This window comes from Streptococcus sp. LYSM12, assembly GCF_004569635.1.
GTDB lineage: Bacteria > Bacillota > Bacilli > Lactobacillales > Streptococcaceae > Streptococcus.
In genome coordinates this window covers 1-12,417 of the sequence record NZ_SPOZ01000013.1, presented here as the reverse complement: position 1 = coordinate 12,417, position 12,417 = coordinate 1, and the positions used below count along the sequence as shown (strand labels likewise).

At 38.9% G+C, this 12,417-nt stretch carries 10 protein-coding genes, 4 tRNA genes and 1 rRNA gene; 3 read left to right on the top strand and 12 right to left on the bottom strand.

All coding sequences use genetic code 11. The annotated features are described in order from the left end of the window. Nucleotides 1-15: 15 nt before the first annotated feature. The 5 genes from E4T79_RS05455 to rlmD form a co-directional block, all read right to left on the bottom strand. Nucleotides 16-258 (bottom strand): type VII secretion protein, encoded by a 243-nt coding sequence (locus E4T79_RS05455; protein ID WP_135028424.1) that lies wholly within the window; start codon nt 256-258, stop codon nt 16-18. 8 nt (nt 259-266) lie between these two features. Continuing rightward, entirely contained in the window at nt 267-722 is a 456-nt protein-coding gene (essA, locus tag E4T79_RS05450; RefSeq protein ID WP_135028422.1) for a type VII secretion protein EssA, read from the bottom strand. Further along, nucleotides 719-3,898, bottom strand: a complete 3,180-nt coding sequence (esaA, locus tag E4T79_RS05445; RefSeq protein WP_135028420.1) for a type VII secretion protein EsaA — start codon at nt 3,896-3,898, stop codon at nt 719-721. The genes essA and esaA overlap by 4 nt, the downstream gene beginning before the upstream one ends. Before the next feature lie 127 nt (nt 3,899-4,025). After that, nucleotides 4,026-4,328: a WXG100 family type VII secretion target gene (locus E4T79_RS05440; protein ID WP_135028418.1), complete on the bottom strand. Its 303-nt coding sequence runs from the start codon at nt 4,326-4,328 to the stop codon at nt 4,026-4,028. 1,672 nt (nt 4,329-6,000) lie between these two features. Continuing rightward, on the bottom strand, nt 6,001-7,359 hold the full coding sequence (rlmD, locus tag E4T79_RS05435; protein WP_135028416.1) for a 23S rRNA (uracil(1939)-C(5))-methyltransferase RlmD: 1,359 nt from the start codon (nt 7,357-7,359) through the stop codon (nt 6,001-6,003). Nucleotides 7,360-7,396: 37 nt separating this feature from the next. Between rlmD and recX the strand changes: the two genes are divergently transcribed. The 3 genes from recX to E4T79_RS05420 all read left to right on the top strand — a co-directional run bounded on the left by recX (nt 7,397) and on the right by E4T79_RS05420 (nt 9,194). Continuing rightward, a complete protein-coding gene (gene recX / locus E4T79_RS05430) occupies nt 7,397-8,173 on the top strand; it encodes a recombination regulator RecX (protein WP_135028414.1) in 777 nt (258 codons plus the stop codon). A 110-nt stretch (nt 8,174-8,283) separates the two neighbouring features. Beyond that, nucleotides 8,284-8,817 (top strand): DUF402 domain-containing protein, encoded by a 534-nt coding sequence (locus tag E4T79_RS05425; protein WP_135028412.1) that lies wholly within the window; start codon nt 8,284-8,286, stop codon nt 8,815-8,817. A gap of 62 nt (nt 8,818-8,879) precedes the next feature. Continuing rightward, the gene (locus tag E4T79_RS05420) at nt 8,880-9,194 is read left to right on the top strand and encodes a DUF960 domain-containing protein (RefSeq protein WP_135028410.1); all 315 of its coding nucleotides are present in this window, start codon (nt 8,880-8,882) and stop codon (nt 9,192-9,194) included. A gap of 62 nt (nt 9,195-9,256) precedes the next feature. Here E4T79_RS05420 and E4T79_RS05415 read toward each other — a convergent pair whose 3' ends face one another. From E4T79_RS05415 to rrf, 7 genes are all read right to left on the bottom strand, one after another. Further along, nucleotides 9,257-10,141: a hypothetical protein gene (locus tag E4T79_RS05415; protein WP_135028408.1), complete on the bottom strand. Its 885-nt coding sequence runs from the start codon at nt 10,139-10,141 to the stop codon at nt 9,257-9,259. Beyond that, nucleotides 10,141-10,596 (bottom strand): TM2 domain-containing protein, encoded by a 456-nt coding sequence (locus tag E4T79_RS05410; protein WP_135028406.1) that lies wholly within the window; start codon nt 10,594-10,596, stop codon nt 10,141-10,143. The genes E4T79_RS05415 and E4T79_RS05410 overlap by 1 nt, the downstream gene beginning before the upstream one ends. A 1,156-nt stretch (nt 10,597-11,752) precedes the next feature. Further along, nucleotides 11,753-11,824, bottom strand: a tRNA-Glu gene (locus tag E4T79_RS05405). Nucleotides 11,825-11,836: 12 nt separating this feature from the next. Beyond that, nucleotides 11,837-11,910, bottom strand: a tRNA-Ile gene (locus E4T79_RS05400). 35 nt (nt 11,911-11,945) lie between these two features. After that, nucleotides 11,946-12,016 (bottom strand) — tRNA-Gly (locus tag E4T79_RS05395). 75 nt (nt 12,017-12,091) lie between these two features. Continuing rightward, nucleotides 12,092-12,164: transfer RNA gene (locus E4T79_RS05390), tRNA-Val, on the bottom strand. Nucleotides 12,165-12,290: 126 nt separating this feature from the next. Then, a 5S ribosomal RNA gene (rrf, locus tag E4T79_RS05385) occupies nt 12,291-12,406 on the bottom strand. Nucleotides 12,407-12,417: the final 11 nt, after the last annotated feature.

Below are 12,417 nucleotides of genomic sequence, written 5' to 3'. Positions count from 1 at the left end.
TCTCCAGATGATATCCTAGATGCTTTCTAATTGTAACAAGACTCCATCTTTCAATTTCTCTAATGTCCCTGTACTTGCAACCAGCTGCCCTATTTGCACAACTCGTACAGTTGGATTGATGACAGCTAGAGAAAGACCATAGGAGTCCGATACAATCTGCAAGAATTCTTTTACAGTCATTGAGGAGGGAACTCTCAGATCAAATTGCCGATTGAGCAATAGAGTCAAATCCAAACTAACATTCACATATCCATCCATACACTCTCTCATTTCTTTTCTCTAGTGAAGACACGAATGATAGAATATCCCATCACACAGAATCCCACACCTAATATTCCTACCGCCTGCCATGAAAGGACAGAAGACTTTGCACTTAATGAACCATGATGGTTTCCTGTATTTGACACCATGCTTGTTGAAGTAAACAACAATGATTGATAAGCTTCTATCACATTCTCGCTAGATAGGTGCTGCAAGAAAAGTTGATTCCTTTCTCTTATCTCCAATTCGTCTGCTTGTTCTTGCATTTTTTGAATCGCTTCAGTTGTGTCTACATGAAACAACTTGACAAGTTCACTTTCCTGCTCACTATACTGAAGCTCCTTGGTTTCTTCTTGTCTTGAATGAATAGTCGTATCTATTTTCAATGAGCCATCAGCTGCATCAATAGATTCGGATAATAGACAGCTAAGTAATAAAAGAAAGACAAGCCGTTTTTTCATATTGATTCCTTAGCTCCTTTTACCTTTTGATAAACCAGTACATTCACACTTCCTAAAACTATAGTCATCAAGAATACCAGAGTCGCTGGCAGTATCCAACCTGTGGCATGGTTAATAGCACTTGTTACGAGATTTTCTAGATGCGTTACAGGAGAAACTGCATCTAAGAAATGAGTTGAGCTAACATACTGTGCATCTAATAACTGACTAGCTGTCATAAGATACAAAAGCAATAGCGCAATCCCAATCAAGAAACCCAAACTATGCAACTTTTCTAACAGTAAATTGATACCATATGTAAAAAATAGAGTAATGATTCCTAACAGGAATGCGAATGCGACAATCTGGTCGACACTCATGTCCAATTTATAGCCTGCTATACATGCAATGACAATACCTGTAATAGCTCCCATCATTGTTAAGAATGTTAGAGGCCTTGTCGCATTTTTCCAATGAATTCGACTGGTCATCTTCCCTCGCTGCAAGCCTAAACGAGCCGCATGCTGTAGCAAGTAAGCAATTCCTAAAGCAACCAAATAACAAATCAAAATAATCAGAAAACCAGAGCGCTCATCTTGACGCGCTGTCGTTACTTTCATAGGTACAGAGTTTTCCAAAACGCTTTGAATACTGACAGCATCAACTGGATTCGATAAGTAGTCGTACACAGCTTCATTTTTACTATTTCCTGTCTTGGTATTGCTTAAAACAGTTGAAAAGGCTTGCAAGAACTCTTTATTCGATTGGTATTTATCGTCCATCACATGTTTCAATTCTAGCACGCGATTAGATAAAGACTCGCCTTCTCTCTCAAGAGTAGCAACATCTAAGGACAATCTTTCTACATCTGCTTCTATTGTTTTGGAGATAGATTGATGTGATTTCGTATTGTTCAACAGTGTTTGACTGGCTGCCATCAGCTGAGTCAGATCCTTGTTCAAGTCCATTGTGATCGTCACTAGATTTGTATTCTCATGCTTTTCGGTTTCAATGAACACAGGCTTGTTCTGAATAGTCGTATGAATTTTCTCAGTTTCTTGAATCGTTGCTCCTAGCTGAACGAGTAAATCTGACGTACCTTTTCTTAGTTTTTCAATATTTTTAATAAGCCCATCAGCATTTGCACTCTTGGCTTCAAATTGTTGCAAGTCTTTCTCCGGAATTTTTAATCGATCTTTCAAACTCGAAACCGTCGCATCTTTGATTAAGTGACCAATGATTGTCTTTAAACTATCAACATCTGTCTGATTCAATAAAGTAGATGGACCTGGCTTTATTTTACCACTCTGCAAGTCCATATCATAATAGGCATTAGCAAGAGAGGCAACTTCTAAATAGCTTTTCACATCATCATAAACAGCCTGTACACCCTTGTTCACTGTATAAGCAGGAGCAGTAGAAATCATATCTGTATACGAATAAGTTCTCGTAAGGTTCTTTGTTGCTGCTTTCGGGTTACCTAGAACCGTGTCTACCTCCATTTCTTGAGGTTTGGAGACTGGATTTTCTAAATCCGCAGGAACTGTCATCCTCCTCTCTTTCTCCTCATTCTCATCAGAAAGTAGTTCAATTTCTTGGGAGGTTTTCACAACTGCTCGTACTTGGACATCTTGGAAGATATCCATTTGTTCTGGACTAGCGCTCTCAAGGCTATATGGAATTATAAATGACGTTCCATTTAAACCACTGATTGCATATTCTGTATCACTTATCTTTGAGATAGGATAGGTGCTGACATGTACTATATAATTTGCAGGAACGACTAGCTGCACACTGGTAACCTCACCCTCTATGTCACTAAAAGAAATAGATCTCGGTGTTTGGAAATAGTCCAGGACAGCCTGTTTAACTTCTGCCAAATACTCCTGGTGAAAAGTAGCTACACGCGTTACTGGCAGAGACTTCCCATTTTCTTTCGAATACCATTCTACAAAACGATTGATGTTCTTTAAGTAAGCTTTATCCGCGTCCGATAAACTCATCCTCTCAATGGTATCATCATGATAGAAAGGCATCGCCATAATAGCATCATCTATCTTTGAAAGCATTGTATCATGCAAGGTCTTGAAGTATAGCCCTAGTGTTTGCTTAAACTCATCAGTCTTATCAACCTGCCCACTCGTATCATTCAATGATTCTTCAACTGCTATCGCAATCGCTTCATCATAATTGGTTAAGGCTGTATCAATATCGGTATTTAACTCTCTTAAACGAGCAACAAAACTGCTTAATTCCGTATTGAATTTCTTTACCTGATCTGTTGTATCTTTCCATACTTCTGGTTCCTTTAACTGTTCTAAAATATAAGAATTGAGAGCGTTCATCTGAGCCAACTGTGGTTCGAGCCTTATCTTCGAGAATGCTTCATCATACTGTCTTAAACCCTGTTCTCTCGTCCCAAGCGATGATTGCCAAGATTCCTGCAAAGATTTAATCGTTTTGATTTCTTCTTCATAGCTTTTATCCACGCTCATAATTGACGTAAATGCATCATTTGTATGATGAAGCTCCTTGCTAAATAAAGAATAAGTCTTGACTAAATTACGTGGTGTCGAACTTAATCCTGTAAATCGCTGAGAATAGGAGTTCAAGGGCTTCACTAAGCTCGTATGATAAGCCTCTAAGGCGCTACCTTCATTGGTCACCACATCTGAAATTTGTGCTTGGGCAGTCTGAAGATTGCCAATAATACTAAGAAAATAAATATTGATTAAACCTTTGTTTAAAATACTCTTAAAATCAAGCACAGCTTGTTCAGCTTGCTTTACAACCAGTTGCTTATCAGCCTTCATTTCATACTGAAACACAGCCTGCGAGGGATTTGTAGCCTCAATGGCTAAACTATCCTCTGAAAACTTACTTGGAAAAATAATCATTAACTGATAGGTATTGTTTTCCAAACCTTTCCTTGCAATTGAACGAGATACCATTTCAATATCATAGTCAGTTGAAGTTGAAATGGATTTCAACAAGGTATCTGCAATGTTTACATCTTCTCCATTATAACTGCTTCCCTTATCTTCATTGACAACTGCAATTTTTAGAGAATGCTTCTGTGACGGTTGTTCAGAATAAGTCTTGCTGATCGGAGTTGGTTTTATAATCCCCCAAAAAGACATGAACATTGTAATGACTACTAGAGCCACTCCCAACCAGCTTAATCGTTTCTTGTTCACTGTTTTCTCCTAGTATGAAATGATAACTTCGCCACCCCAACACCTATGTTTGTCGTTTTAATACTCTAGGTAGAACCGAAGTCCAGCAAGGGGATCTAATGACGAAAGAAGTTGATGCTTATAACTATCAGCCATGATGAAGACCAAATCCACTCCTAATAGCAAGGTCGTTTTCTCTCATAATATCCGCAGTCTTATCAAGTTGAAGATTGATTTGTTGCATCAATTCAGCAAAATTCTGAACTTTTGGCTTTAACTCATTGAATTGGCTATCAAAGCCATTAAATGCCTCACCCTCCCACTCACTACGAAGCGTATCTTGTAACCGTTGAAGATTATGCACCATTTGATGAATATCATTTGAGGCTCTGCCATATTCTTTAGCACGAATTTTTAGCATTTCTGGTGATACACGAATTTGTCCTGACATAGTAGTTCTCCTTTGTTATTTTATATAAAAATTATAGCATAACCTATAATTTATTGCAACTATTTAAATGCTTTTTGCTATTTTCTACCAAATAATAGCTGAAACTGGTGAGCAAGACCTAAGAAATAACAAGCTTTTCTACTTGTTGAAGAAAGTTTCTGTAAGACATCTTTTACATCATCCAAAATAGCAGACTCTTTCAAATAAAATAAACTTGATACAAAACAGGAGCATTCAGAACAGAAAAACCTGTCATCCTACTACTCGACAGTTGTCGTTCAATTCCGCATCCATTTCTTTGAAATGATTGGGCAAGACTAAGGATAGATTCCTGTCCACCTACTTTCGAAAAAAATCATAAAGTCGATAGAAGTCCCCTTAATAGCCTTGCCTCCTTAAAATGCTGGACAATGCTCGTTGTCACTTTCTGCTTTCGTATGTAAAAATCTTCCTCATGACATTTTCTATATCCATATAGTAGCCACTCTTTGTCCCTACATAGGTAAACGTAATAGTATTGTAATTTACAACTCTCTCCCCACCAACAAGTATAGCAATCATTACCTACCTATCGGTCGCTAGCTCGCTTATCAAAAACTTTAAAGACTTATGTACTGCTCCAGCAACTTTATCTCCGCATTATAGTCCTTTCGTTTATCTTTTATTACCTCGTTAACTCGCTTTGCCGTACTCCAGTACAGCCTGCAGCTTTCCTAGTACTAAAAGTAAACAAAAAACTATAAAAGGGCGTATCCGTCTGATTAGAAGCTACCAAGTAAACATCATTAGCCAGTTTACTGTCCCTTTCTATATCACCTTTCTTCCTATCTACCTACACTCTATAAACACCTACGTCTGACGAGCATCACCATTAAAAAATGATGAAAGAGTAAGGATAGCAAAGCTAGCCTCCTCCAGAACTGAGATTTAAAAAGATATCTAACGGCGGAAAAGGTCAATACTGGACAAGTATTAGTTTGCTATTTTTAATGTTGATTGAGTGCTGTTCCTTATTTTTTAAGATTTTGCTTTCTATTTTCAAACAAAAAGGGGGAAAAAAGAGGCTGGGAAAAAATCCCAGCCTTCTAACTTTATGAACCCAATGATGTTGACACAGTGGTTGCTTACTTTATAGTCATTTCGTTTATCTTTTGTTACTTCGTTCACTCGCTTTGCCGTACTCTAGTACAGCCTGCAGCTCCTTGCCTAGTACTAAAAGTAAACGAAATGACTATAATAGCTATCCTGCCGTTGACGGTTGGAAATGCTGCTCTTTTTCAGGAAGCAGGCTAAAAAGCTCCAGTGGAGCTTTTTACTCGTATTTGTTGGTGTTTCCCACTCCACATCTGACCTCTACGACTGATGCGAACGCGTTCGCATCATTTCCAACCTCCAACAGTCACTACGAACTATGATGCGAGGAGGGGGAGGGAAGCGGTCTAGGAATAGACAGTTTCAGCCCTAAGCTAGAATACAGGAAATAAGCTAAAAACCGAACTCTTTTTTGACCTGTCGAGCTCTTTCCCACTCCCTCCTTATTTATCTTTTTATCTACTATAATAAACCTTACTATAGATGACAATATCTCTATTCTTTTCTATCCTTTTTAGCGTTCCTACGCTACCTTTCACTAATAACCAACTCGGGAAGAAGCAGCTAAAATCAAAGATTCTCACCCTTTCTTTCGTTGTAGCTTCACTACGCATTCAGTCCGTGCAGTATGAGGAAACATATCTACCGACTGGATATAGTCTACTTTGTAGACCTTAGCCAGCTGGACCAAATCTCGAGCCAAAGTAGAAACATTACAAGACACATAGACCATTTTTGCTGGTTGATAACGAACAATAGTCGCAAGCAATCGTTCATCAAGCCCTGTCCGCGGCGGATCAACAACCAGAGCATCTGCCCGATACCCCTCCTTATACCATCGCGGGATAATTTCTTCCGCCAGCCCTGTTTCATAATACGTATTGTCTAATCCCAATGCTACTGCATTGCGCCTAGCGTCCTCAATCGCCTCAGCAATTATATCCATTCCTCGCAAAGATTTTACCTCTTTTGCAAAGGCAAAACCAATAGTTCCAACACCACAATAGGCATCAATCAAGTGTTCATGTCCTTGAATGTCCAAGGCCTTGATAGCTTCACCATACAAGATCTGCGTCTGCTCTGGATTCAACTGGTAAAAGGCGCGTGGCGACAAGGCAAATGCATAGCCTAGGACTGCCTCCTCAATCGTTTCTTGTCCCCAAATAATCTCTGTTTTTTCTCCATAAATCTCGCTAGACTTTTTGGCATTCCAATTAACTGCTACTGTTACAATTTCTGGAAATTCTCCGACCAACTCTTCTACCAAACGTGTCAGATTGACCTGACTAGAAGTCACAAAAATCAACTGAATCTCCCCAGTCTCTCGAGCCCGTCGCACCATAACTGTCCGAATGCCCCCATTACGTCGCTCATCATAAATAGGAATACGATGCTTGGTTAACAGATCTGCTACCTGATTGATAACCGTCTGCGTCATTTTATCTTGGACTAAACAGTCTTGAATTGCAATCAGGCGATGAGAATGCTCTGCGTATAGACCTGCATGAACTTTTCCCTTTATCAGACGCGTCTGAAACTGTAATTTTGCACGATAATATTTCGGCTCTTTCATACCAATAGTCGGACGAATCTCATAGTCTTCAAAATCTGCTGGCTGAAATTTCTTTAGAGCCTGTCGTAATAAATCTGTCTTGAAATCCAACTGCCGATCGTAACGCAGATGCATAATTTGACAACCACCACAAGCTTCATATATAGGGCAGGCTGGGGCAACACGAAACTTAGAAGCACGATTCACCTTTAGCAAACGTGCCTCTACAAAGTTCCGCTTAACAGCTGTCACCTGACAATAGACTTCCTCGCCCTTTAAAGCTCCAGGTACAAAGACCAAGGTCTTCTGATAAAAGCCAATCCCCTCACCATTGATGCCCATTCGCTTAATTTTCAAGGCAATCCGTTGTTTTACTTGTATACTCATAATACTATTTTACCGAAATTTCATGTATAATGAAAGAATGAAAATCACAAAACTTGAAAAGAAAAAACGCCTCTATCTGCTAGAGTTGGATAGCAACAAACAACTCTATATTACCGAAGATACGATTGTCCGCTTTATGCTCAGTAAAGACAAGGATATTACGCCAGAAACATTGATAGAAATCCAGTCCTTTGCCCAACTATCCTATGGTAAAAATCTTGCACTCTACCACCTCTCTTTCAAACAACGCACCCGAAAGGAAGTTCAACGCTACCTTGAAAAATACGAAATTGAGCCGACTATTATTCCTCACATTTTGAACAATCTTGAAGCAGATAATTGGATTAATGACCAAAAATATGTCGAAACCTTTCTCCACCAAAATCAATTATCAGGAGACAAAGGGCCCCAAGCCCTCAAACAAAAACTCTCTCAAAAAGGAATTTCTATTTCTCTCATCGAAGAAGAACTCCAAAAACTTGATTTTTTACCAATTGCAGAGCGTCTTTCCCAAAAGCTTGCCAAAATACATGCCCACAAACTCCCTCCCAGAGCCTTACAAGATAAATTGCTTCAATCCTTATTAAATAAAGGATTTTCTTACCCACAAGCCCAAACTGCCATCAAAAACCTTGATTTAAAATCAGATGATGAATTAGAAGAGCAACTCATCCAAAAAGAATTGGCCAAGCAGTACCGCAAATATAGTCGCAAATACGACGGTTACGAATTGCAACAACGCTTGTTCCAAGCGCTCTTGCGCAAAGGCTATGATTCCCAACAAATAACAAGCACACTGCGGGACTATCTCTAAACCTTAATTCCCGAACAAAACAATAGTATCGATGAAAATTTTTCCTATTCTTTAAAAGTTATGGTATAATGAATAGGATTAAACTTAAATTGTAGAAAGTTGGTAACCAAGTGAAATTACCAAAAGAAGGCGACTTTATTACAATTCAGAGTTATAAACATGATGGCTTATTGCACCGCACCTGGCGCGATACCATGGTACTAAAAACAACAGAAAATGCGATCATCGGTGTCAACAATCATACATTAGTCACTGAAAATGATGGCAGACGTTGGCTCACCAGAGAACCTGCTATTGTCTATTTTCACAAGAAATACTGGTTTAATATCATTGCCATGATTCGTGAAAATGGCGTATCCTATTATTGTAACCTAGCAAGCCCCTTCGTCCTTGATAACGAAGCTCTCAAATACATTGACTATGACCTTGATGTCAAGGTTTTCGTTGATGGAGAAAAGCGCTTGTTAGATGTTGATGAATATGAACGCCACCGCAGGCAGATGAATTATCCAGCAGATATTGATTTTATTCTCAAAGAAAATGTCAAAATCCTTGTGGATTGGATCAATAACAAACGAGGTCCTTTCTCTCAAGCCTATGTCAATATTTGGTACAAACGATATTTAGAACTACGAAATCGTTAAAGTTGCATATAGAAAAAACCTGATTTTCAGGCTTTTTTCTTGCAAATAAAAAAGGAGCTATTATGGCATTTACAAATACGACTGGACGATACGCTAGCTTCGGTATCGTTACCTCTCTACCTGGCAACGTTATTGACAGTATCTGGTACATTATCGACAACTACCTCAAACACGTCATCCCCTTGAAATCCATTATCCAATTCCAACTCACTAATAACAAGGGGAAAATGACCGTTACCTTTTCGCAAGAGCATTATCAAAATGCTCTCTCCGTTGATTTACAGATTCCCTTTGTCCCCCTTTATCCATCCAAATTATTAGTTGTTGACAAACAAGGGTCTGAAACAATTCTCCTACCTGATGAATTGTATATGTAACGATTTCAATACCAACCGTAGAACTGCTATTCCTGCCATTGCTCCCTGTTCATCAATCGTTACTACTCAAAGTACTTCCGTGAAAGAATTGACCACTGCCCTTCTGCTGACTGCCTTTCTAAATAGCCGTCGGCAGAAATCCGAAAAAGAAATTCTGCTTGATGACGGTTTTCATAAACTCTGGCATAGACCAAGCCATCTTTTTCCTTTCGAACATCAATTTCACGAATAGTATCATGATTAGCATAAGGAGCCATAGACCGCTCATAGGCTGCTTGCACCCAATTTTTGACCTGTTGAGTTGTCAAACGTTTCGTATCAATGTTGAGTTTGTTTGTCTCGTTCATATAGTCTGTATAATCAAGAGCAATCCATCCTTTTCCCGATTTTAACCTTCCCCAGGTATAGCCATTATTTTGATGCACCTCTACTATCGTATATCTTCCTGGTGGACAATTCCCTACTATATCCGACGTATCTTGCGGCTCGCTCCTTATATTTAAGTCAGTTACAGAAACTTGAACGGAAAATTCTTGACCAACAAATCTTGGGTCATAAACAGCCGATGAGGACGGTTTTCCTCCATTTGCGACGGAAGCTGTGGACTGACTGCTACTTTCCATTGAGAATGAACTAGAGGTTGAGTTTGAGGCTGTAACAGTATCACTGCTAAAGTTATCTTCTGAGGATAAGTACCCCTGGTCTTCTTTTCCTATAAAAAAGAGAGGGAGAAGTAAGAGAATGATTGTAACCCCTATCATACTTGATGCATAAAATAACTTTTCTTGCTTACGTTTTTGGATGTCCCTCTCCAAGTCCCGCATCACATTGTCTTTACTCAGCTCATATTGATAGGCATCACTAGAAAATCCTAGCTCTCCTAGTTCATTGGAGGAAGCATCCTTAAACCGTCCTAGCTTTTCATCTGTTCTTTTTAACTCTTTCATTAATAAACTCCTCTTGAATGCGAGTAGATGGATAATACATGCTCATTTATCTTATCTAAATTCGCTAACTTAGTATCGTTCCAAATCGTAAAGATATCCATAACAAACCAGATTAGTAACCAAGCTGGTAAGATGATAGCAACAAGCCCCCACGATTTCCATGAAAATTGTAACACCAAAGTATATAAGATAAGGACAGCTATAATCAATACATTACAAAATAAATGAAGAAATCCAAGTCCAACCTGTCCAATATAAAACCTATGAATCCCTAGATATCTAAAAAAAATACAAAAAAGCATCGCTTTGAAAGGCTGACGTAAGCTCAGAGTGATAACTCCATTTAATTCCGATTCTGTCAGATATTCTAATCTGTAACGTAGTAATGCAATCTCGTCTTGCGGGAGATTATCCTTATTTTTTCCTATAAACTGTTGAATGATAGCATGAGACATCTAAAACCTCCTTATATAAGCAATCTCCTATTCTCCAAATGGAGCATATTGAAAGAAAGCTAATCACGATTGAACAATTAGTTAAAGTTATTGGCTTTGTCAATAACTTTATATACAAGTATTGTATATAAAGACATATTTATAGATGTTTTTTCTTGCAGATGTTTATAGAAAAGTAGAACTACCAACGACATATACCTCTCTCTAGTGAAGAGACTGCAGAATATTCCAAGTAATGTATTAGCTACAATTCGTCCCTCTTATCCAAAAAATCTGGCTCTATAATTTCTATAGTAGGAAAAGCTACTGAGGAGATTATGAGCCTTTTTAAGGGTAGAAAAAAGATGCCTATGATCTCTACAATGAAAATCAATCAAACAGCTCATTAGAAAGAGAGCATATAGAATAAAACAGCAGTCACTTCCCTGACTGCTGTTTTCTATAGAAAAATCACTGGAATCTCAAGACCTAGTAAGGTTCTTCGCGTTGCTTCGAATTAAACCACATTATATCAAGTCAGAAATAGAGATTGCTAAAAAGTAACTTCCCATAACTATTGCTTATGGGAAGTGAGAAATAGGGAAACAAAATTTCCTCTAAGTATAAATGAAATGACTATACTAATAGGCAATAAGACATATGGATACACAAGGAACTCTATAGCTATCTGGACTACACCTGCTTCTAAATAGCTAGCCTACAAAGGTCAGAGGGCTAAATAAGATTTTTAAAGCATCTCTAAAGCCCCTTATCTAGAATGTGCTGGTTTTACAGTTATTCTCTTAAAAAAGGACATTTCCCTTATAAAAATTGCGGGAAGATAATTGTTACTATGACCTTAGCCAATCCAGAAAGCCCACAAAATCTCAACCGTCATCAAAGAAAAAATCACTCAACTACTCATCAATGACTGTAATCACTCAGACTCTAGCGTATACACTTCAAGCCTCATTCCGAATCCCTTTCTTTGTACTACTCATATAGGCCAGAAATCGATGCAAAGTCATTAAAGGTAAAATCCCTTGGGGTTCAGGCACTTTGAAAACTTTAAGATGCTAATGTTGATTGCATAAAAAAAGACCAAGTTGGTCTTCTCTAGAATTACTTTTTCATCTGCTTACTACTTTACTACAGTATCACTGAGAAAAAGCTAAAATAGTCCGTACGGGATTCGAACCCGTGTTACCGCCGTGAAAAGGCGGTGTCTTAACCCCTTGACCAACGGACCATATTGTTATAATGGGCACGAGTGGAATCGAACCACCGACCTCACGCTTATCAGGCGTGCGCTCTAACCATCTGAGCTACGCGCCCAAACATTCCTGTTTGGTATTTGGATATAATCCAAAAGCGGGTGACGAGAATCGAACTCGCGACAACAGCTTGGAAGGCTGTAGTTTTACCACTAAACTACACCCGCTTATTTGTACCTGAATCAAAATCTTAGACAAAAGATAAATTTCTGACAAGTTCCTAATCCTAAGTACTATCATTATGGGAGTTAACGGGATCGAACCGCTGACCCTCTGCTTGTAAGGCAGATGCTCTCCCAGCTGAGCTAAACTCCCATGGGAGGAAGCCTAGCTCAGCTGGATTAGTAGAAAGCAAGGCTTTCCACATCTCCCGATTGAAAGCTCGATTCCCTCTCCCTTTCAACTAAGCTAAACTCCCCTTAAGGGATTTCTCCCTTGACTGCTAAGCGACTACCCTATCTCACAGGGGGCAACCCCCAACTACTTCCGGCGTTCTAGGGCTTAACTGCTGTGTTCGGCATGGGTACAGGTGTATCTCCTAGGCTATCGTCACTTAACTATCTCTGAG